Origin of the sequence: Halobacterium zhouii (assembly GCF_021249405.1) — an archaeon.
Classification (GTDB): Archaea; Halobacteriota; Halobacteria; order Halobacteriales; family Halobacteriaceae; genus Halobacterium; species Halobacterium zhouii.
Genome location: NZ_CP089593.1, coordinates 1,577,918 through 1,596,952, shown reverse-complemented (window position 1 = coordinate 1,596,952; position 19,035 = coordinate 1,577,918). Strand labels below are relative to the sequence as shown.

Genomic DNA, 19,035 nt, shown 5'->3' with positions numbered 1-19,035 from the left:
AGGAGAAAGCGGACGCGGCCCTAAACGATTATCGATAGCCGCGCGCGAGCGTTCGGTCGGGAGTGGGGTGGCCCTGCGGAGATGACCGCGGGCGAACGGCCGCTGGCGACGCCGTCGCCGTCACTCGAAGACGGGACTGTCCTCGGTCAGTGCCTCGACGTCGTCGGCGATCTGTCGGGCGTGTTCGGGGAACAGCGCGACCTGGACCTCGTTCCCGTCGTCGTCAGCGAACTCGAGTTTCACGCGCTTGTCCCCGAACTCGCGGGCCTTCGCGTCGGCCACGTCGAACAGTTTGGCTTCGGCGTGCTTGTTCGACGGGCCGACGTTCTGGATGGCGCCGTCCTTCAACTCCACCATGAACTCGGAGAGGTTGATGTTGAGCACGCTGGAGGGTTCGCGGGGCGGGTACTAAACGTGCACCCACGGCAGCACGTCGGCGAGCCAGGGGAACACCCGCACGGTCGCGCCGAACCACCGGAATCCGTAGCCGAACGCCAGCGCGCCGGGAATCGCGGCGGCGAGAAGTGCCCGCGGGTACGTGGTGTCGTGGACGATCCGCGTCCCGGCGACGAGGAGACAGAACCCCCAGAGGCCGACGACGACGCGAACCGCGGGGACGTGGACGCCGGCGGCCACGCAGGGCGCGCTGGCGTACGCGAGAACCTGCACCGTCTCACTGACGCCGCCGCGGTCGGGTGCGAGGGCGGCGAGCGCGAGCGTCTGTATCGCGGACAGTGCGTGCAGCGCGGCGGGCGCGACGAGGAGCGCGGCGAGCGCGACGGTCAGGGTGATCCGGATGGGCGTGCTCGCGGGGAGCGCGAGCGCTGCGTCGGGCGCGAGCGCCAGGCGGATGCTCTCCTCGACGAGTACGACAGCTATGCCGAACGCGAGGCCCGGCGCCTGGTCGCCCGGTGAGACGGCCTCCCGAAAGAACGTTCGCGGGTTGACCACCACCTGCGTGAACGCTTTCGCGAGGCCGAGTAGGCCCCGTTCTCGTCCGCCCTCGGGTTCGACCCAGGTCGTCATCGTGAGTCCACGTCGGTTCGGGCAGTCACGTTCGATCTACTCTCGTTCGACGACGTGGCAGTTCCGGCACCGCGCCTCGTAGGACTCCTCTGCGCCGACCATGATGGTGGGGTCGTCGTAGTGCGCGGGGTCGCCGTCGATGAGTCGCTGGTTCCGCGTCGCGGGTTCGCCACACTGCGTACAGATGGCCTGGAACTTCTCGACGTACTCGGCGACCGCCATCAACTGCGGAACGGGGTCGAACGGTTCGCCGCGGAACGTCTGGTCGGTCCCGGAGACGACGACGCGGCGGCCGTCCGCGGCGAGGTCCTGGCAGACGGCGACGAGTTCGTCGGGGAAGAAGTTCGCCTCGTCGACGGCGACGACCTGCTCGCCGTTGAGGCGCTCGGGGAGTGTCTGGACGCCGTCGGCGGTGTCGTCCACGACGGTTGCCTCCCACGTGCGTCCCGCGTGCGACCCGAGTGTCGTCTCGCCGAACCGGTCGTCGACCGCGGGCGTGAACGCCGCGACCTCCTGGCCCGCGATCTCCGCGCGCCGCAACCGGCGCAGCAGCTCCTCCGTCTTTCCGGAGAACATCGACCCCGTGATGACCTCCACCCACCCGGAGTTCGTGATGGCGTGCATGCTCCAACTGCGGGGCCGGGGCCGGCAAAACGCTTGCTGATTCTGACCGGAACGACCACGCGACGCGTCGAAGTTGCGACGTGTCTGCACCCAACTACGGACCGATCCCCTCAGCCCCCGGGTCACTCCGTTCGCCGCTCGCGTTTCCGTGGTTCTCACTCCCGTCGGTCGTTCCGAACCACGCTAATCCCCTCCCTCGTTCTGCTCGCTCTCGAATGTATGCGGGTCGGGTTCGATGTTCGCGTACTGGACAACGCGTTCGCCGAGCGTCGCCACCCGGTCCTCAAGTTTTTCGTCCGTGATTTCACCGTTCGAGACGTGCGAGGACGCGTTCGGAATCGCGGCCTGGTACGGCAGCACCCACGCGTCGAGCGCGCGCATCACGGCGCGTAGGTGGTCGAGCGCGGTGATGGGGAACGACCCGCCGGAGACCGCGAGCAGGCCGACGGTCTTCCCCTCGAACTCGTCGAACCCACAGTAGTCGAGCGCGGTCTTCAGCGGTGAGGCGTAACTCCCGTGGTACATCGGCGTGGCCAGGACGACGGTGTCGGCCTTCTGGACGCGGGTCTGGAGGTCCACCGCGTCCGGCGGGTCGTCGCTGTCCGGGTCGAAGATGGGCAGGTCGAGTTCCCGAAGGTCGAGGAGGTCCGTGGTCGCGCCCCTCGATTCGGCCTCGTCGAGGGCCCGCCGAAGCGCGATTCTTGAGACACTCGCGTCCCGGAGACTGCCACAGATGCCGACGACTTTCGTGTCGCTCATGTGTGCCCGCTGGCAGGCCGGCAGTAAAAACGTGGTCGCTCTCGGGGGGACGGTTAAGCCGGGTGCAGACGAATCGTCGCCCGTGTACGACTCGATACTGCTGCCGACTGACGGCAGCGAGGCGGCGGAGGCGGCGTACGACCACGCGGTCGAAATCACCGACCGATTCGGCGCGACACTGCACGTCCTCTACGTCGCGGACACGACGGAGTACAGCACAGTGACCTTCGAGAACGACGTCGTCGATTCACTCGAACGCGAGGGACGGACGGTCGTAGACGACGTCGTCGCGGACGCGGAGTCCCGCGGCGTGGAGGCCGTCGGCGTGGTGATGCAGGGCGGCGCCTACGAGACGATTCTCTCGTACGCAGACGAGAACGACGTGGACCTCGTCGTGATGGGGACCCACGGCCGCCGCGGCCTGGACCGCGTGCTCGTCGGCAGCGTCACCGAGCGCGTGGTCCGCACCGCGGACGTGCCCGTGGTGACTGTGCGCGCAGCAAAGTAGCGCTGAACACGGAGGAAGCGCAGTCAGCGCGCGAGACGCGCCACCGTCTCCTCATCGCCATCCGACTCGCGCGCCCGCTCGGCCACCTCGACGAGGCCGTCGTCCTCGAGGTCCGCGAGCAACTCTTTCAGCCACGCCGCGCCCGTGTCGCCGCCGTAGTCCACGCGCACCCGCGGCCCGAGTTCGTCGAGGGCGAGTTCGCCGTGTTCGCGGAGTGCGCCGACGACGCGCCCGCGTTTCTGTCGTCGACTCCCCTCGAACGTCGACTGTTCGGGGACGTCCGGCGCGCTGAAATCACCGGACGCGTACGCAGAACACCACTCTCGCCACGGGCACTCGGCGGCGTCGCAGTCCGGCGCCTTCCCACACGCGACGCCGCCGAGTTCCATGACGGCGTTGTTCCAGACGCGGGACTCGCCCTCGGGCATCAGTTCGCTGGCGGCTTCCTCGAACGCCGCGTCGTCGTCGGGAACGTCGAACGCGCGGTAGAGCACGCGCTTGACGTTCGTGTCCACGACGGCGTCTCCGTTGTTGAACGCGAACGACGCGACGGCGTTCGCGGTGTACGGCCCGACGCCCATCAACTCCGAGAGTTCGTCCGGAGTGTCGGGGAACTCCCCGCCGTACTCGTCTTCCACCTGGTTTGCGGCCTCGTGGAGGTACTTCGCGCGGTTGTTGTACCCGAGACTGTGGCTCGACCAGAACCCCACGACGTCCGCGCGGTCGGCGGCCGCGAGGTCCGCGGTCGTCGGCCACCGGTCGAGGAACGCGTGCCACGCGTCCTCGACGCGGGAGAGCTGGGTCTGCTGGCTCATCACCTCGGAGACCAGGATGGCGTACGGGTCGGTGGTCTCCCGCCACGGGAACGACCGGTGGTCGGCCTCGTACCACGACACGAGCGCCTCCCGGACGGCGTCGGCGTCGCTGGGAAGCGTCCAGTTCTCCGCGTCTCCCTCCGCCTCGCTCATGGTCCGGCTTGGTCGCAGGCGCGCTTAGGGGTGGTGGTTCGGGGCAGTGCGGCGATTCATGACGCCAACCAGTGGTAATTAAGTTGGGACCTGCGCTACGGCTGGTCGTGAAACGAACCCTGCTCACACTGTGCGTCGCCGCTCTCCTCGTGACCGCCGGCTGTTCCAGCCTCACGGGCGACGGCGCGGGCGAAGCGAACGCAGAACAGTACAAGAGCGATACGATCGCCGCCATTCAGAGCGCCGACACCTACCGGATGGCGATGGATATGAACATCTCGGCGAACGGTCAGTCGTTCTCGATGAGTCAGGGGGGAGTCTTCAACCACGAGACGAAGAAGGCTCGACTGAGCGTGACGGCCTTCGGTGTCCAGGGCGTCACGTACATGGACGGTTCGACGATATACGTGAAGATGAACGACCAGTGGCGGACGAAGGAATCCACCGACCAAGACCCCTGGAAGGCCGGCAACGGTGTCACGCAACATATGCAGGTTCTCGAGTCCGGCGAGGTGTCCATTTCCGGAACGGCGACGGTCGACGGCGTCGAGACGACCGTTCTCTCGGTCGACACGAACGAGAGCGAACTGATGGAGATACTCGCTCAACAGGGCCAGAACTACGGGGACATCACGATAGAGGACGCCACGTACAAACTGCACGTCGCCGACGATACGCACCGTCCGCGGAAAGCGGAGATGACGATGACGATGAATTCGGGCGGGCAGACCGCCGTCGCGAACGTGACCGTGACGTTCTCGGAGTACGGCGAACCCGTCGACATCACGATTCCCGACGCTGCAACGAAGTCCGAGTAGTCCGTATCGCCTCTTCTGACAACGGAAAAGTGTATCCCGATTCCACGACTCTTCCTGGGTATGAGCCTCGACGACCTGGAGACCGACGTGGAACTGGCGATGGACGACGCGAAGGCCTACGACTTCCTGGACCGTGAGAGCCGAACGGAACTTGCGATGCTCGCTGCGCCCCTCGATACGGACACGGATGAACTGCTGCGGCGCGCGGTCCACACGCTGTTCCAGTCCACGACTGACCGGGGTCGCCTGGACTTCCACTTGCGCTCTGCCTACGACGTCACGTACGACGAGTACCTCTCGGGCATGACGTACGGCGAGATGACGGGCGAAGCCCAGTTCCCCCAGTCCGAGGACGACGACCGTCGCTACCAGTTTTGACCGGACTCGAAGCTTCTCTTAGTTTCTGGGTGGCGTTTAGATACACGATTGTGCGATAGTCACTCTTGAGATTCGACCGGCTGGTACACCGGCTACACGGTCGGACTTGTCATCACGGAGGTCATCCTCGGCAAGGGAATCGGCGCTGTGGTGAACGGACTCCGCCACTCTGCTCGGCTGAACTACGCCATCCGTGCGCTCCGGAGCGCCGGGCGTGCAGTCGACCCGGGCATCTCGCCCCGCGTACTGGCTATCGGTGGACGGCTCGACAGCGCCACGCCCGACGTGGACGTCGAAGCCGGGCGCTTCACGAACTATCTCGGCCGGCAGTCCCAGACCACTCAGTATCGTATCGCGAGGCAGGTCGACCAGATCTCAGGCAGCACCTGGCAGAAACTCGACGACCTGGGCGTGGCCGACCCGGCGACGAAGGTCGCCCGCGGCGTCAGGACGTCCGGTGCGACGTTCCGCCGAGCGCTGGGCCGGGTGAGCGACCCGGCGAAGGGGGCGTTGCTACGGCTGACCGACGACGCCGCAACCGAACGGGCGATGCTCCGAGCATGGGAGAACGGCGAGATCAGCACGCGGCAACTCGCGAAAGGAGTGCGCCGGTTCGACGAACTTGACGCGAGCGAGAAGGCGTTCGTCCGGGAGTCGCTCACGGAGTCCGACACCGGGACGATGGGTCTGCTGAATCTCGACGTTTGTAACAGCCCGTGTGAAGATCCGATTGACTGGGCGTTCGAACTCTCGAGAAACCGCCGAGGCCTGGACAACACGGAGACCAAGCAATTCCTCCAGGCAGTTCGCGAAGGAGAAGACGTCTCTATTGGACCGGGGGCAAGTCGTGAGCAGATTCTCGAATCGATTGACTGGCTTGCAGAGAAGGACGTAAACGGCCTCGACAGCACTATCCGAGACATCGCTGGCTCGGAGACCGGCTACAAACAGATTGCAGGCGAGAGCCACGTCGCCAGGTACGTCCAGGGGGGAGGTATCAGTGCTGAGGATATCACTATGCAGCGTGACATCCTTGCTAGTGAGATTCCGGACGATGCACCCAAGGCCAGTACTGAGGTCGACGTTGTCGTCGATGAATCCGTCACTATCGACGGAGAGACGCTCGATTCTCCCGCCATCGAATCGAAATACTTGGAACCAGAGACGCGGAATGAGTTCACTATCAAACAGGAATTTGGTGACCCAGAGGACAAGCTGGTTATGCAGGCAGCCGCAGGTCAGGACAACATTGTCGTCGTCACCACCGAAGAGTTCCTTGAATCTTACCAGAATCGCTTCGATACACTTTCAGAGACTGTGAGACAGCACAGTAGTGTGGATTCGGACGTAACCATCAAGGTCACAACGTACGAGAGGTTAGAATCGTAAGATGACCATCCCGACTGGACACATCGCCTACTTCGACTGCGAGACTCAGCCTGCAGGCATCGATGTGATTCTCGAGACCTGCCAGAAAAGCGGGTTCAAGGTCCAGAATTCCAACGATCTCGGCAACGGTGACAAGGATGGGGAACAGGAAGTACGGCTAACCTATGAGCACTGGCATCCAAGACTATCCGTCTATTCAGGTGATGAATACGGCCAAGTCTTCCCATTCCTCGACATTTCGCTCAACGGGTCTTTAGCTGCGGTTGACTTCGACGAATCCCGTGCCCATCGGCAATGGATGGATACTGTCTTCAATCTCGTCTGCCAGCTTTCGTTACTGCTTGGCCCCGCCTACGCACCGCTGTATCACACTTCGGGAGCGTATAGGGAAGTCCCCGAGGGCCGACCGATTGCCGAGGACGTGGAAGCACCGCCCCAACTTGGTGTATACGCACCTGACGTACTCGATGGGTTCGGTGGTGTGGCGGGGCTTTTCGAGGACACTCCTTGGTACGCCGCCGAACTAACTGGCGGTCGGACAGTCGTCATTGAGTCCGCATCTCCGTGGAGTGACGCGGGCTGGGAACCGCCGACGGACGCGGACTACATCAACCACGTCATTACTCACTAACCACAGAAAGCATGCAAGACAATTCAGCCATGTTCGACTCGTTCAGAGACCTAGACGCTGGCGAACACGGTGCCGACGTCGGTGTGCATCCCGACGACATCGACTCGACGTTCCGCAACGAGGACTTGCGTCTCGTTCGCGTGTACCGCGACGACCAGGGGGACCTCCGCCGTGCCGACGGGGGCGGGTTCGTTCGGAACGTGGTCGAAGATGCTGGAAGCGACGAGGAACTCGTCGACGGGATGCTCCGGGACGTTCCGCCGGAGTCTACCGGTGACGACCATCTGCTCTCGGCACTGGTTCACGAGGCAATTCCGGCATCGTTCGTCCGACTTGACGAACCTAGTGGTGAAAACGTCGTCACTCGGGTGATGGCCTTGGACGTGCGCACGAGCAAGTATGACTTGCTGCGAGTGCTTGGGGACGCCTCGAAACACGAGGACTTCACTCGGGACGACCTGGCGAAGATGGAGCAGGCACTGGAGACGTTGGCTGAGATGGATCGGGAGCAGGCTGAACGAGTAATCGAACAGCGGTTTCTATAGCTGGACGGTGTTTCCTGCCTGAGGAGTATCTCCTTTTCGAGGGGGTGAACCATTCAAGACAGCAAAATCAGTAGTCGACTGCCCTAGGTTCTGCCAGACGTCTGGTCTCGCCGAGTATTGTACGGCCGGCCGTCTGAACGGACTTCCGACTGCGGCGTGGTAGACGCTGGACGACCTGGGCGTGGCCGACCCGGCGACGAAGGTAGCCCGTGGCGTCAAGACGTCCGGCGCGACGTTCCGCCGCGCGCTGGGCCGGGTGAGCGACCCGGCGAAGGCGGCGTTGCTACGGCTGACCGACGACGCCGCGACGCTCAACCGCATCACGAAGGCCTGGGAGCACGGCGAGATCTCGACGCGGGAACTCGGCCGGGTGCTGGTGCGGTACAATGGCCTCGACGCGGCCGACCAGCGGGCGTTCGGTCGGACTGTTCGGGTTGGCGGTGACGAGGCTGTCGAAGGCGCGGCGAAGTTAGACGACGCCGGCTTCCAGACGGTGATGCAAGCTGATGTCGGCGTCAGTGCTCGGGCGAAGACGTTCCGGGAGTACGCCTCAATCGAAGAGGGCCAGGAACTCTTCGAGACGTTCCTGGTCGATGACGAACTTGGATCACAGTGGCTGCGAGTCGTCAGTGACCCAGAGACGAATACAGACGGAATCGAGCGAGCACTGCGTCGAGCCGAGGCCGAGCTTGGCGGGGATACGGCGATGGAAATTGGTGGATTCGTCACTGCACGTGAGATGAATAACCAGTTCCCTGCTGACTGGGATAATCCATTCACACCAGGGTCCGTGGTAACTCGTTTCCGGACAACCGGCGACGTAAACTTCGTCCGAGTCCACACAGATGGGAACCAGAACGGTCGGTTCCTGATGCGCCAGTCGGACATCGAGGGCCTCACACCTACAGAACTCAAGAATAAGTTCTCCCTGCCCTACAAGCCGAAGTACGTCTCTGACGTGACTGTTCCAGAAGGAACCTGGATCAACATGGGCACAGTGAAGTCGAACTTCGGAGGAGATAGAGGTGCGAAGCAATTCAACCTCGGAAAGCGCCTTGATGAGAGGTTCTTTACAAACCGCCGTCTATTGGAGGAGTAAGAATGGTCGAGTATTCCGGTCGGACGCTCGAACTCGACGCTGGCCCTATCGAGTTCCCGGATTCTATCGGGGATGTCCTGACGGTCGACGATGGCTACATCGTCCGCCTCCAGACAGCCGGGAAAGAGGGCGACTACGACGAGTCGATTGATAGTCGAAACGTTGTGAAGGTCCGAGCGGACGGGACTGAAGAATGGCGGGTCGAGCGTGCCGACATGATCGCTGGCGAGTACGACCCCTTCACTGGCCTCTGGACCGAAGACGGGGAGATTTGGGCCTACAACTTCAATGGGTTGGCGTACCAGGTCGACCCCGAGACCGGTGAGCTGGGCGAGACGCGACTAATGAAATAATACGATGGGGTGTTATAGAGAAATGGCTGTCGAGTTCACCGACAACGAATTGACGGTGGAGGGTACCAGTATCAAGGTTCGGCATCCGATTAAGGAGGCACTGGAAACTGACGATACGGTACTCGTCGTGTTGGATATTCCGCGAGATGTCGAAGATCCCCATAACGTGCTCGCGTTCGACACCTCGGGGCGGAAGCTGTGGGAGATCGAGGCAGTTCAGTCGAAGCACAGTGAGAAACGATTGCCGTATATTACGGTTACCGTAAAGGATACTCAGATCGTCGCGAAGAACTGGAACAGCCATCGGTACGAGGTGGACGCGGAGACTGGTGGTGTGACGGAGCTGGGTTTTTTCAAGTGATGCATCCCGTAGGTTGATTGTATTCGAGGTGAGTCCTTATTCAAGATGGAGGTATCTGGGAGGCTCGGGACTGGCGAATTGACGATCGATTCCCGGCAGGTGCAGGCACCGTATCGAATCGATGCGCGGACGACGGAGACAGACACGTGGTATCGGTTTAACAGCGAAGACGACAACGCTTACCGCCCGTTCTTCTCCGACAAGCAACAGGTCGATACCCTCATCGAAACTGGCGAAATCTCGTCGGTCGATGAACTACAGAGTCAGCTCGCACTGCCGGAAAAGAAGACCTACGTGGTCAAGTTCGAAGTCGAAGCGGGGACGAAGGTTCGAATGAGCATGGTCGGTGATAACTTCGGTGGAGACGGTGGTCTTCGACAGTTCGAGATGCGCACAACCGACATGTATGAAAGGGCTAAACAGCTGGATAGAACTGATTTCCCAGGGGTATTCTTGGAAAACGACCCGATTGAAGTGGTTCTCGACCTAGATTCATAACAATGGACATATCTGGAACACTTGGATCCACCGAGATGACGATCGGTTCTCGGCAGCTGCAGGCACCGTATCGAATCGAAGGGTGGAAGATTATCGATGAACGAGTCATCGTGGTTGTTGGGTGCCATCCGTCCAATTATCAAGAGAACAGGGATTTCGATATTCCGGAGCCGGGCGGAATATCGTCGCGTTCGACAGCAGTGCTGAGCTCGTCTGGACGGTCTCCGATAGTCCTTTAGCGGTAGATTCCGCCGACCCGAACTACTACCTGACGTTACTGACGATTACGGGAGCGATATACGCTCGTGACGTGGAAAAGCGACTTTACGAAATCGACCCAAGCAACGGAGAAATCGTACGGACACTCGATAATACCACATTGCCGATCGCCGGCAAGGACGTTTCGATAGGCGGGTGGGTATTGAACGTTGTCGAGTTCGGCGAGTACGTGGTCGTCGAGTGCGCGGGGTCAGATGCCCCTTCGTTGTACGGATTCAACAAAGAGGGAACTGAGTTGTGGCGAGCGGACGAGCGTCGTGGGACAGTGTACTGGGATGGGAATGTCTTGATCGAGAAGGTCGAGCGTGGGCCTCGCGTAGAGTCGCATTATTTCTATCGGCTCGACCCGGATACTGGTGAACGGTTGGCGGAAATCGAAGTCGAATACACTGTGCCTGATTACGAGTACGTCGCGGACATTTCGGAGGACGTGTAAGTAGTCGAATGTTCCGTCAACGACTGGCTGAGGGTTGGCGGTTCGATTTGCGAGGGACGCTTCAATGACCGACCCAGATGTTACATTCGACGGGCAAACGCTCTACATCGATGACTCGGTCGTCGAGATGTCCGACCCTATCAAGGAGACGCTCGTGTACGACGACTTGGTTATTGTATGTCTCGAGCCGCCAGGTCAGACCGACATTCGCGATAACGTGGTCGCGTACGATTTCGAGGGCCAGCAGGTCTGGCGTATTGACCCAGTGACGACGGAGGACTACTCGACCTCCCTAATTTACGTGGGGCTCAGCGAGAGTGACGATGGAAAGCTCATTGCGCACAACTGGAACGAAGCCAGCTACGAGGTCGACCCGGAGACGGGTGCCGTCGAACTCCACTGGGACCCCTGGTCAAAGTGAGTCATTACGGCGGGCTGGTCCGTCTCACAGACGGCCTGCGTTGGTTCGTGTCTCCTGCTGGAGCAATCCTCGTCGCGGCACGTAACGACCGTCTTAACTCGGGAGAGTGCAGACCTGCAGGTATGCAGGAGCAGACGCGACGCGACGTGTTGCGCTCGGCGGCGGGAATCGGTGCGGCGAGCGCCCTCGCTGGCTGTCTCGGCGGCGGCAGCAGTGACGAACCGGTGGCCGCGCTCGACGCGCCCGAGGGGACCGAAGTCGTGAAGGTCGGGCCGAACGACTCGCTCACGTTCGTGCCGGGAACCGACGAGGCGCTCACGGTCTCGCCGGGGACCACCGTTCGCTTCGTCTGGCTGTCCTCGACGCACAACGTCGACGTGACGAACCAGCCCGAGGGCGCGGACTGGTCGGGCCACACCGCGATAGAGGGCCGCGGGTTCAGTTTCGAGTTCACGTTCGACGTGCCGGGGCGCTACGAGTACGTCTGCCAGCCCCACCGGGCGTCCGGCATGGTGGGCACGGTCGTCGTCGAAGAATAGCAGATTCTCCTGCCTGCTCAGGCGCTCGCGACGTTCGGGTCCGCGAGCGCCTCCAGGAAGACGTCCATCGCGAGGTCGATCTCGCGCTCGGTGACGTCCAGGGGCGGGAGCAGTCGGAGCGTCTTGTAGCCACAACCCAGGGTGAGCAGGCCGCGCTCGAGGCACGCCTTCACGGCGGCCTCGCGGCGCTCTTTCGTGTCGAACTCCACGCCGAGCATCAGGCCGTTCCCGCGCACGTCCGTGACGAACTCGGGCGCGTCGTCGCCCAGAATCTCCTTGACCTGGCGGCCGCGTTCGGTGACGTTGTCGAGGACGCCGTCGCTCGTGATGGCGTCGATGGTGGCGACGCCCTGCGCGGCGGCGAGGATGTCGCCCGCGCCCCACGTCGAGGAGAGCCGACCCGTCTCCTCGGGGAAGAGGTCCTCGCTGGCGACGGTCGCGCCGACGCGGAGGCCCTTCGCGCTCGTGATGACGTCCGGGTCGAGGCTGGTGTGGTCGACGCCCCACAGTTCGCCCGTGCGGCCGAGGCCGGACTGGATCTCGTCCGCGATGACCGGAATGTCGTAGGTCTCCTGGATCTCGGTGACGTCGTCGATGAACGACTCGTTCGGCACGCGGTAGCCGCCCTCGCCCTGCTGGGGTTCGAGGATGATGTACGCCACCTCGTCGGGGTCGGTGTTCCCGCGGGTCGGGTGGAGTTTGTCCGCGACGACGTTGCCGCCGGGGCCGTTCGTCTTCCACCCGCAGTCACACTCGCCCGCACAGGAACAGTACGGGACGGAGACGACGCCGCCGATTTCGGGGTAGCCCATCCGGTGGGCGGTCTTCGACCGGTTCAGGGAGAGCGCACCGAGCGTGCGCCCGTGGAACGCGCCGTCGAACGTGAACGAGCGGTGGCCGCCGTTCGCGTAACAGATCTTGATGGCGTTCTCGACGGCTTCGGCCCCGGAGTTCGAGAGGAAGACGGTGTCGAGGCCGTACTGCTCGGTGAGGTCGGTGAGGCGGTTGAGGAGTTGCGTGGACGTGTCCACGTCGGGGTCCTCCGGCGGCCACCCGCCGCTCGCGTAGAAGTCCTGGCCCGCGATCTTCGTCGGGTCGACGAGGTCGAACTCCTCGAGTCGGTCGAGGATCTTCGGGTTGTTGTAGCCGAAGGGCGCTGCGGCGACGTGGCTCGTGAAGTCCATCAGGACGTTCCCGTCGACGTCCGTGCAGAACGGCCCGGCGGCGTCCTCGGTGATGTCCCAGACGAACTCGTAGACGTACGTGCTCGGCGCGGCGTGCTCGTGGTGGTAATCCACCCACTGTGAGGCCTTCTCGCCCGGGAGGCTTCGGACACTGGGCTCTGCCGTCTCTCTGTCCATGGTATGCCGTGTCGGTCGTTCCACCAAAAGCGATTCGTTCCGCCTCCCAGAACCCATCCGACTGGTTGTACTGGTCACCACTTCGGGCTCGGTCACCCGATGACGACGGCGGTGGTCACGGCGCCGGCAGCGAGCAACGCGACGCTCCACACGGCGACCCGGCGGGCGAACGTCCGGTTGTCGCTGGACGCAGTGAGCGCGACCTTCACGCCGATGGAACTCGCGGTGGCGAGCAACACCGCGACGGTGGCCGCCTGCGGCGAGATGGCTCCGGTCCGGTACAGCACGACTGCGGACGTCGTCGCCCCGGCGCTCGACACGAGACCCGAGATGATGGCGGTCGCGTACAGTCCGGCGGACCCGAACTGGGTCTCCGCGAGGCTGCCAGCCACCACGACCACCAGGAACATCGCCCCGAACCCGAGCGCGTTCCGCATCGAGAACGGGCTCTCCAGGTCCATCTCGACCTGCTTCGACCAGTCAGCGGTGACCGACGCGACCGCGAAACTCCCGAGCACGATGACCACCAGTGGCGCCACGGCCTCCAGGAGGATGCCGGCGGAGAGCGTGAACACGACGACGATGAGGAGGTTCCGGAGCGCCATCGCGCCGTTCGCGAGCAACACGCCGGCGACCGCGTACGTCGCCGCCTCGGAGTGCTGTTTGACGTGGTCGAGCATCGTCCCGACAACCGCCGTCGAGGACGCCAGGCCACCGAAGAATCCGGTGATGGCGATGCCGCGACCGCCGTACGTCCGCACGATGGCGTAGTTCACGATGCCGATGCCGGCCACGAACACTACCATCAGCCAGACGACCCGGGGTTCCAGTTCGACCGCGAGCGTCCCGGAGCCGATGGTGACGGACTCCGCAGGGAGCATCGGGTAGACGACGAACGCGAGGATGGCGAACTCCGTCGTCGAGCGCAGTTCCTCCCGGGAGAGCCCCCACGCGATGCCGTGGAGTTCGCGCTTGAACACGAGCAGGATGCTGCTCGTCACGGCCACCACGGTCGCGGGGAGGACGTAGCCGATGGCGACCAGCACGCCGATGCCGTACGCGACGAGCATGCTCACCGCGGTCGTGAGGTGGAGGCTCTCGTCGTCCCGCATCCCCGAGACCATCAGGACGCCGGCGACGACGATGACGAACAGCGCGGCGACACTCGACATGATGGGGAGACAGGTCGCCGCGTCCGCACAGCGCTCCCCGTCCACGATGGTGAATATCGTCCCGAGGACGCTGACGAGCGCGAACGTCCGGATGCCGGCGGCCTTGTGGGACCACTCGCGTTCCAGGCCGAGGAAGAGACCGAGCGCGACCGAGAGCGCGATGCGAACGACGTTGCTGTCCAGGGGCGCGTTCGCGATCTGCGTGACGAGAGCGGACACCCCCGCACCTTCTCTGTCATCCGACAAAAAAGGTAGGGGGCGCTGGGTTGCGTCTGTCCGCCTCCTCGCCCTGCTCTGACGGGGAACCTTTTTGGTCGCCGCCTCCGCGCTGTCACGTAATGTCAACGCTCGACGGCGTCGACCGGGCCCGACTCGGGTGGTGGGTCGGGGCCGTACTGCTCGGCGGTGCGCTGACGTACGTCGTCTACTCGTTCCTCGGCACGTTCATCTTCGGCGTCTTCGTCTACTACGCCACGCGCCCGGTCTACCGGCGACTGAAGCAGTATGTCGGCCCGCCGAGCCTCGCCGCTCTCGTCGCGTTGCTCACGCTCGCGCTCCCCGCGCTGTTGTTGCTCGCGTACACCGTCGCCGTCGGCCTCCAGGAACTCAACGCGTTCCTCGCCTCGAGCGCCATCGACCTCGGGCAGTTGGAGTCGCTCCTTCAGCCGTACTTCGACCTCTCGGAGGCCGTCCAGGACCCGGAGACGCTGCTCGACGAACCGTCGGTGCAGGCGGTGTTCGTTTCGGCCTACGAGAGCACGTTGCGATACCTGGGGCTCGTCGGAACCGCGCTCCTTCACCTGTTCGTGATGATAACCATCGCGTTCTACCTGCTGCGCGACGACCACCGCCTCGCGGCGTGGTTCCGGCGGCGGTTCTCCGACGACCGCGGGGTCGTCGAGGCGTACACGCGCGCGGTGGACCGCGACTTCTCGAACATCTTCTTCGGGAACATCCTGAACGCCTTCCTCACCGGCATCATCGGCGCCATCGCGTACACCCTCATCGACGTGAACGCACCGACCGGCGTGGGACTCCCGTATCCGGCGTTGCTCGGACTGCTCGCGGGCGTCGCCAGCCTCGTCCCGGTGGTCGGCATCAAACTCGTCTACGTGCCGGTGGCGGCGTGGCTCACCTTCCTCGCCACCCAGAACACCGCCATCATCTGGTTCCCGGTGCTGTTCATCATCGTCTCGTTCGTCGTCGTGGACGTGATCCCCGACCTCGTGCTCCGACCGTATGTCTCCGGGCGCGGGCTCCACCTCGGGATGGTGATGCTCGCGTACATCCTGGGGCCGCTGCTGTTCGGCTGGTACGGCATCTTCCTCGGCCCGATGTTGCTCGTGCTCATCGTCCACTTCGTCCGGCTCATCCTCCCGGAACTGCTTGCCGGCAGGGAGATATCGCCGAGTGCTGTCGGACCTGACGTGTGGACGGCCGACCCGGAGTCCTCGCACGCCGGGAGCGCGGTGAGTTCCGGCGCTGCCGATTCGTCCGAGGAGGACGACCCCGACGACGCCACGGACGAACAGCAACGTGACGAGGCTTCGGGCGCCGACGCGTTCATCGATGAGGGCGAGTCGACCGAGGAGTCGTCGAACGACAACGGTGACGAGGCGTAGCGTCGCGTTACCGATATTCGAGTTCGGCGCCATCTCGGGGGCAGAACTCGTACTCGGAGTCTCGTGTGGTGAACGAACACCGCGGACACGCTCGGACTGGCGGGCGGTCGGTCCGTTCGTCGCCCCCGAAGCGGAACAGGAACGGGACGAACGGCACGGCGAGGAAGAAGAAGGCCACGTCGAAGACCTGCCAGAGCACGACGCTGACGAGCAGACTCACGGTGAGACCGGCCAGTGCGGTGGCGACTCTGGACGAGACCACGGGGTCAGTCGATGTCGACGTACTGGGCTTCCCACTCGCGGCGCGCGTCGAGTTCGCGGCGGCCGCGGCGAGTGAGCGTGTAGTAGTTGGTGCGCTGGTCGGCCTGCCCCTTGTCGACGAGGCCCTTGTCGACGAGTGTGTCGAGGTTGGGGTAGAGCCGTCCGTGGTGGATCTCGGACTCGTAGTACTCCTCGAGTTCGTCCTTGATGGCCAGTCCGTGTGGCTCCTCTAGCCCGGCGATGACGTAGAGCAGATCTCGCTGAAATCCGGTCAGGTCATACATGTCTCTTGCACTGAACGTGAGTTTCTCCTCGGAAAACATAAGTATGGTGGGTCGGCCGCAGAATGCGTCTCTCGGCGCTCAACTGTAGAGGCGTGACATATCCGACGCGGTGGTTCGGTGACACGTCGGTAGTGAGTGCGCCGAGACGTATCGCCGGTGCTGTGAGTGGTCGGACTGGTGTCGAATCCGGCAGTGCTGCCGACTTACGGCTGACGCCCCGCTCGCGGATACGTAACTCGTCGGTTCACAACTCGTAGATACGCAACTTGTGGACGCATAGCTCGCGAACAGTGGTGCAACGGAAAAGGATGCGGGGCCGGAAACTCCGGCCCCGCAGCCGCCCTGAATTGGTCCCCGCTGACGCTTCGGCCCTCCAAAGCGAAGCGTCACCTGATTCAAGAGCCGGGAGGGTAATAAAACTATCTCCCGCCGAACCCACTGCCGCTACATGTGCTCTTCCTCCAGTACCCACCCGAGTGCGCGGCGGTAGTAGGTGAACATCTGCCGAACGCCCTCGTGGTTCATATCCTCGGACTCCAACTCCTCTTTGAGGAACTCGTACTGGTCGCGAATCTCGTCCTCGTCGCGCATACCCGCCCGTACCACGTCCGCCGGTAATAGAACGTCGGCACTCGCTCGACATCGCTTCACCGAACAGCCCAGTCTCACTCGAACCACATAGATTCAAGCCACTGGTTGCGGAACCCACGTCAATGACAGGCGACTTGAACCGCGGTCTGGAGGGCGTCACCGTCGCAGAGACCCGCCTCTCGCGCGTGGACGGCGAAGCCGGCGAACTCGTCATCGGCGGCTTCCCGCTCGAGGAACTCGCGCCCAGCGCCACCTACGAGGAGACGTTGTTCCTCCTCTACGAGGACCGCCTCCCGGACGCCGACGAGCTTGCGTCGTTCCGGAAGCGCCTCGCCAGCCACCGCGAGGCACCTCCAGAAGCCATCGACGCCGTCACTGCCGCCGCCGACCGTGGCCTCCCTCCGATGGACGCCGTCCGGATGGGCGTCGCGGCGGCCTCGCTCGCCCGCGACGGCGACGAGACCCCCGAGACCGATTCGCTGCTCGCCGTCGCCCAGCTCCCCACCGTCGCCGCCGCGTACTGGCGCGCCCGGAACGACGAGGCCCCCGTGGAACCTCGTTCGGACCTCCGGCACGCCGCCAACTATCTCCACATGCTCGACGGCGCGGAACCGGACGAGGAGCGCGTCCGCGGCCTCGAGACGTACCTCAACTCGGTCGTCGACCACGGCCTCAACGCCTCGACGTTCACCGCCCGCACCATCGTCGCCACGGAGTCGGACGTCATCTCGGCCGTCACGGGCGCGGTCGGCGCGCTGAAGGGGCCGCTCCACGGCGGCGCTCCCGGCCCGGTGCTCGATATGCTGCACGACGTCATAGACGCGGACGACCCTGCCGACCTCGTCCACGAGAAACTCGACGCTGGCGAGCGACTGATGGGCTTCGGCCACCGCGTCTACCAGGTCCGGGACCCGCGCGCCGCCGTCCTCGAGGCCGCGGCCGAGCGCTTCTACGAGGGCCGCGAGCAGTCCGCGTTCTTCGACGCAGCCCGCGAGTTCGAGGACGTCGCCGTCGACGTGCTCGCGGAACACAGACCCGACCTCACCCTGGAGACGAACGTGGAGTTCTACACCGCCGTCCTGCTGAACGGCGTCGGGATTCCGCGGGACCTGTTCACGCCGACGTTCGCCGTCGCGCGCGCCGGCGGGTGGACCGCCCACTGCCGCGAGCAACTCGAAGACAACCGCATCATCCGCCCGCGGGCGTCCTACGTCGGTGCGGAGGGCCGGGAGTGGACGCCGGTCGAACAGCGGTAGCTAAGTTCTTACTGCACGCGCGACGCGAACTCGCGGACGGCGTCCGTGAAGAACGACGCGTTGTCGAGGTTCGACGCGTGGCCCGCGCCGGGAACCTCGCGCACCTCGACGCGCGGAATCGTCGCCGCGAACGTCGCGGCGTGAGCGCGCTGGAAGGCTGGCGCGTACGCGCCGTACAGCACGAGCGTCGGCGCGGTGATCGCCGAGAGGTCGACCGCCGTCTCGTGGAACGACGCGACGGCGCGGGCGACCTTCGCGAACTCGGCGGTGGTCATCGTCGGCCCGTCCGCGCGGAGCGCGCGAATCGAGTCGTAGTCGCCGCTGACGCGCTCACCGTGGAGGCGCTCGTGGAGCCACACCAGCGCGCGCTCGACGCGCTGGTAGCCGAGCAGTCGAACCGGGTAGGTGCTCAGTCGCAGGAACAGCGACCGCTGGAGCCACTCGCCGCGGCCGCGTATCTCGGGTGCGAACGTGTCGGCGAGGACGACGCCGGCGACCCTGTCCGGGTAGTTCGCGGCGTACACCTGTGCGACGCAACCACCCGTGGAGTGTCCACAGAGCACGGGCCGCTCGACGTCGAGGGCGTCGAGGAGCGCGGCGAGGTCGTCGGCGAACAAGTCGATGGAGTACGACCGCAGACTGGACCCACCGGTGTGGCCGTGTCCGCGCACGTCGTAGGTGATACAGTCGAACTCCCCGGCGAGCGCGTCGACCTGCCGGTTCCACTGGGAGTGGTCGAGCATCGCGGCGTGCACGAACACGACCGGCGGGCCGTCGCCGCGGCGCTCGTAGTGTGTCGCTACGCCGTTCGTCTCGATGGTCGGCATACGCCCCCTACGCGGCCAGGCGCGAAGAG

At 64.1% G+C, this 19,035-nt stretch carries 26 protein-coding genes; 15 read left to right on the top strand and 11 right to left on the bottom strand.

Annotation, left to right across the window (positions count from 1 at the left end; all coding sequences use genetic code 11):
- Positions 1 to 120 precede the first annotated feature (120 nt).
- The 4 genes from LT970_RS08270 to LT970_RS08255 all read right to left on the bottom strand — a co-directional run bounded on the left by LT970_RS08270 (position 121) and on the right by LT970_RS08255 (position 2,409).
- Positions 121 to 384 (bottom strand): hypothetical protein, encoded by a 264-nt coding sequence (locus tag LT970_RS08270; RefSeq protein WP_232685995.1) that lies wholly within the window; start codon positions 382 to 384, stop codon positions 121 to 123.
- Positions 385 to 408: 24 nt separating this feature from the next.
- Positions 409 to 1,026 (bottom strand): YIP1 family protein, encoded by a 618-nt coding sequence (locus LT970_RS08265; protein ID WP_232685994.1) that lies wholly within the window; start codon positions 1,024 to 1,026, stop codon positions 409 to 411.
- Positions 1,027 to 1,062: 36 nt separating this feature from the next.
- Positions 1,063 to 1,650 carry a thymidine kinase gene (locus LT970_RS08260; protein ID WP_232685993.1) on the bottom strand — a complete coding sequence of 196 codons (588 nt, stop codon included), beginning with the start codon at positions 1,648 to 1,650 and terminating at the stop codon, positions 1,063 to 1,065.
- Positions 1,651 to 1,833: 183 nt separating this feature from the next.
- Complete coding sequence (locus tag LT970_RS08255; protein WP_232685992.1) at positions 1,834 to 2,409, bottom strand: NADPH-dependent FMN reductase; 576 nt, start codon at positions 2,407 to 2,409, stop codon at positions 1,834 to 1,836.
- An 82-nt stretch (positions 2,410 to 2,491) separates the two neighbouring features.
- Between LT970_RS08255 and LT970_RS08250 the strand changes: the two genes are divergently transcribed.
- Positions 2,492 to 2,917, top strand: coding sequence for a universal stress protein (locus LT970_RS08250; protein WP_232685991.1), 426 nt, complete (start codon positions 2,492 to 2,494; stop codon positions 2,915 to 2,917).
- 23 nt (positions 2,918 to 2,940) lie between these two features.
- Here the strand turns inward: LT970_RS08250 and LT970_RS08245 are convergent, their stop codons facing one another.
- Positions 2,941 to 3,885, bottom strand: coding sequence for an HhH-GPD family protein (locus LT970_RS08245; RefSeq protein ID WP_232685990.1), 945 nt, complete (start codon positions 3,883 to 3,885; stop codon positions 2,941 to 2,943).
- A 107-nt stretch (positions 3,886 to 3,992) separates the two neighbouring features.
- Between LT970_RS08245 and LT970_RS08240 the strand changes: the two genes are divergently transcribed.
- The 12 genes from LT970_RS08240 to LT970_RS08185 all read left to right on the top strand — a co-directional run bounded on the left by LT970_RS08240 (position 3,993) and on the right by LT970_RS08185 (position 11,632).
- Positions 3,993 to 4,703, top strand: coding sequence for a DUF6612 family protein (locus LT970_RS08240; RefSeq protein WP_232685989.1), 711 nt, complete (start codon positions 3,993 to 3,995; stop codon positions 4,701 to 4,703).
- A 60-nt stretch (positions 4,704 to 4,763) separates the two neighbouring features.
- A complete protein-coding gene (locus LT970_RS08235) occupies positions 4,764 to 5,081 on the top strand; it encodes a ribbon-helix-helix protein (RefSeq protein WP_232685988.1) in 318 nt (105 codons plus the stop codon).
- Positions 5,082 to 5,231: 150 nt separating this feature from the next.
- Positions 5,232 to 6,470 carry a hypothetical protein gene (locus tag LT970_RS08230; protein WP_232685987.1) on the top strand — a complete coding sequence of 413 codons (1,239 nt, stop codon included), beginning with the start codon at positions 5,232 to 5,234 and terminating at the stop codon, positions 6,468 to 6,470.
- A 1-nt stretch (position 6,471) separates the two neighbouring features.
- A complete protein-coding gene (locus LT970_RS08225; protein ID WP_232685986.1) occupies positions 6,472 to 7,101 on the top strand; it encodes a hypothetical protein in 630 nt (209 codons plus the stop codon).
- Positions 7,102 to 7,112: 11 nt separating this feature from the next.
- On the top strand, positions 7,113 to 7,646 hold the full coding sequence (locus LT970_RS08220; protein WP_232685985.1) for a hypothetical protein: 534 nt from the start codon (positions 7,113 to 7,115) through the stop codon (positions 7,644 to 7,646).
- Positions 7,647 to 7,827: 181 nt separating this feature from the next.
- Entirely contained in the window at positions 7,828 to 8,745 is a 918-nt protein-coding gene (locus tag LT970_RS08215) for a hypothetical protein (protein ID WP_232685984.1), read from the top strand.
- Positions 8,746 to 8,747: 2 nt separating this feature from the next.
- A complete protein-coding gene (locus LT970_RS08210; RefSeq protein ID WP_232685983.1) occupies positions 8,748 to 9,098 on the top strand; it encodes a DUF7957 family protein in 351 nt (116 codons plus the stop codon).
- Positions 9,099 to 9,120: 22 nt separating this feature from the next.
- Positions 9,121 to 9,459 (top strand): DUF7957 family protein, encoded by a 339-nt coding sequence (locus tag LT970_RS08205; protein ID WP_232685982.1) that lies wholly within the window; start codon positions 9,121 to 9,123, stop codon positions 9,457 to 9,459.
- A gap of 45 nt (positions 9,460 to 9,504) precedes the next feature.
- Entirely contained in the window at positions 9,505 to 9,957 is a 453-nt protein-coding gene (locus tag LT970_RS08200; protein ID WP_232685981.1) for a hypothetical protein, read from the top strand.
- A 121-nt stretch (positions 9,958 to 10,078) separates the two neighbouring features.
- The gene (locus tag LT970_RS08195; protein WP_232685980.1) at positions 10,079 to 10,672 is read left to right on the top strand and encodes a hypothetical protein; all 594 of its coding nucleotides are present in this window, start codon (positions 10,079 to 10,081) and stop codon (positions 10,670 to 10,672) included.
- Between the two features lie 64 nt (positions 10,673 to 10,736).
- The gene (locus LT970_RS08190; RefSeq protein WP_232685979.1) at positions 10,737 to 11,093 is read left to right on the top strand and encodes a DUF7957 family protein; all 357 of its coding nucleotides are present in this window, start codon (positions 10,737 to 10,739) and stop codon (positions 11,091 to 11,093) included.
- 122 nt (positions 11,094 to 11,215) lie between these two features.
- Positions 11,216 to 11,632 carry a plastocyanin/azurin family copper-binding protein gene (locus LT970_RS08185; protein WP_232685978.1) on the top strand — a complete coding sequence of 139 codons (417 nt, stop codon included), beginning with the start codon at positions 11,216 to 11,218 and terminating at the stop codon, positions 11,630 to 11,632.
- A gap of 17 nt (positions 11,633 to 11,649) precedes the next feature.
- Here LT970_RS08185 and LT970_RS08180 read toward each other — a convergent pair whose 3' ends face one another.
- Both LT970_RS08180 and LT970_RS08175 read right to left on the bottom strand, forming a co-directional pair.
- Positions 11,650 to 12,993 (bottom strand): class-III pyridoxal-phosphate-dependent aminotransferase, encoded by a 1,344-nt coding sequence (locus tag LT970_RS08180; RefSeq protein ID WP_232685977.1) that lies wholly within the window; start codon positions 12,991 to 12,993, stop codon positions 11,650 to 11,652.
- A 92-nt stretch (positions 12,994 to 13,085) separates the two neighbouring features.
- Positions 13,086 to 14,384 carry an MgtC/SapB family protein gene (locus LT970_RS08175; RefSeq protein WP_232685976.1) on the bottom strand — a complete coding sequence of 433 codons (1,299 nt, stop codon included), beginning with the start codon at positions 14,382 to 14,384 and terminating at the stop codon, positions 13,086 to 13,088.
- A 119-nt stretch (positions 14,385 to 14,503) separates the two neighbouring features.
- Between LT970_RS08175 and LT970_RS08170 the strand changes: the two genes are divergently transcribed.
- On the top strand, positions 14,504 to 15,787 hold the full coding sequence (locus LT970_RS08170; protein WP_232685975.1) for an AI-2E family transporter: 1,284 nt from the start codon (positions 14,504 to 14,506) through the stop codon (positions 15,785 to 15,787).
- A 7-nt stretch (positions 15,788 to 15,794) separates the two neighbouring features.
- Here LT970_RS08170 and LT970_RS08165 read toward each other — a convergent pair whose 3' ends face one another.
- From LT970_RS08165 to LT970_RS08155, 3 genes are all read right to left on the bottom strand, one after another.
- Positions 15,795 to 16,049: a hypothetical protein gene (locus LT970_RS08165; protein ID WP_232685974.1), complete on the bottom strand. Its 255-nt coding sequence runs from the start codon at positions 16,047 to 16,049 to the stop codon at positions 15,795 to 15,797.
- Positions 16,050 to 16,053: 4 nt separating this feature from the next.
- Positions 16,054 to 16,332, bottom strand: coding sequence for a PadR family transcriptional regulator (locus LT970_RS08160; RefSeq protein WP_232685973.1), 279 nt, complete (start codon positions 16,330 to 16,332; stop codon positions 16,054 to 16,056).
- Positions 16,333 to 16,776: 444 nt separating this feature from the next.
- Positions 16,777 to 16,923, bottom strand: a complete 147-nt coding sequence (locus LT970_RS08155; protein WP_232685972.1) for a DUF8555 family protein — start codon at positions 16,921 to 16,923, stop codon at positions 16,777 to 16,779.
- Positions 16,924 to 17,045: 122 nt separating this feature from the next.
- Here LT970_RS08155 and LT970_RS08150 point away from each other — a divergent pair, with 122 nt between their 5' ends.
- On the top strand, positions 17,046 to 18,179 hold the full coding sequence (locus LT970_RS08150; RefSeq protein WP_232685971.1) for a citrate synthase: 1,134 nt from the start codon (positions 17,046 to 17,048) through the stop codon (positions 18,177 to 18,179).
- Positions 18,180 to 18,187: 8 nt separating this feature from the next.
- Here the strand turns inward: LT970_RS08150 and LT970_RS08145 are convergent, their stop codons facing one another.
- On the bottom strand, positions 18,188 to 19,006 hold the full coding sequence (locus LT970_RS08145; RefSeq protein WP_232685970.1) for an alpha/beta fold hydrolase: 819 nt from the start codon (positions 19,004 to 19,006) through the stop codon (positions 18,188 to 18,190).
- Positions 19,007 to 19,035: the final 29 nt, after the last annotated feature.

Bases quoted from the DNA above. Each gene is read 5' to 3' on its own strand.
- LT970_RS08265 (WP_232685994.1), bottom strand. From the start codon at position 1,026: ATGACGACCTGGGTCGAACCCGAGGGCGGACGAGAACGGGGCCTACTC.
- LT970_RS08260 (WP_232685993.1), bottom strand. From the start codon at position 1,650: ATGCACGCCATCACGAACTCCGGGTGGGTGGAGGTCATCACGGGGTCG.
- LT970_RS08255 (WP_232685992.1), bottom strand. From the start codon at position 2,409: ATGAGCGACACGAAAGTCGTCGGCATCTGTGGCAGTCTCCGGGACGCG.
- LT970_RS08245 (WP_232685990.1), bottom strand. From the start codon at position 3,885: ATGAGCGAGGCGGAGGGAGACGCGGAGAACTGGACGCTTCCCAGCGAC.
- LT970_RS08235 (WP_232685988.1), top strand. From the start codon at position 4,764: ATGAGCCTCGACGACCTGGAGACCGACGTGGAACTGGCGATGGACGAC.
- LT970_RS08225 (WP_232685986.1), top strand. From the start codon at position 6,472: ATGACCATCCCGACTGGACACATCGCCTACTTCGACTGCGAGACTCAG.
- LT970_RS08220 (WP_232685985.1), top strand. From the start codon at position 7,113: ATGCAAGACAATTCAGCCATGTTCGACTCGTTCAGAGACCTAGACGCT.
- LT970_RS08210 (WP_232685983.1), top strand. From the start codon at position 8,748: ATGGTCGAGTATTCCGGTCGGACGCTCGAACTCGACGCTGGCCCTATC.
- LT970_RS08205 (WP_232685982.1), top strand. From the start codon at position 9,121: ATGGCTGTCGAGTTCACCGACAACGAATTGACGGTGGAGGGTACCAGT.
- LT970_RS08200 (WP_232685981.1), top strand. From the start codon at position 9,505: ATGGAGGTATCTGGGAGGCTCGGGACTGGCGAATTGACGATCGATTCC.
- LT970_RS08190 (WP_232685979.1), top strand. From the start codon at position 10,737: ATGACCGACCCAGATGTTACATTCGACGGGCAAACGCTCTACATCGAT.
- LT970_RS08185 (WP_232685978.1), top strand. From the start codon at position 11,216: ATGCAGGAGCAGACGCGACGCGACGTGTTGCGCTCGGCGGCGGGAATC.
- LT970_RS08180 (WP_232685977.1), bottom strand. From the start codon at position 12,993: ATGGACAGAGAGACGGCAGAGCCCAGTGTCCGAAGCCTCCCGGGCGAG.
- LT970_RS08170 (WP_232685975.1), top strand. From the start codon at position 14,504: ATGTCAACGCTCGACGGCGTCGACCGGGCCCGACTCGGGTGGTGGGTC.
- LT970_RS08160 (WP_232685973.1), bottom strand. From the start codon at position 16,332: ATGTATGACCTGACCGGATTTCAGCGAGATCTGCTCTACGTCATCGCC.
- LT970_RS08155 (WP_232685972.1), bottom strand. From the start codon at position 16,923: ATGCGCGACGAGGACGAGATTCGCGACCAGTACGAGTTCCTCAAAGAG.
- LT970_RS08150 (WP_232685971.1), top strand. From the start codon at position 17,046: ATGACAGGCGACTTGAACCGCGGTCTGGAGGGCGTCACCGTCGCAGAG.
- LT970_RS08145 (WP_232685970.1), bottom strand. From the start codon at position 19,006: ATGCCGACCATCGAGACGAACGGCGTAGCGACACACTACGAGCGCCGC.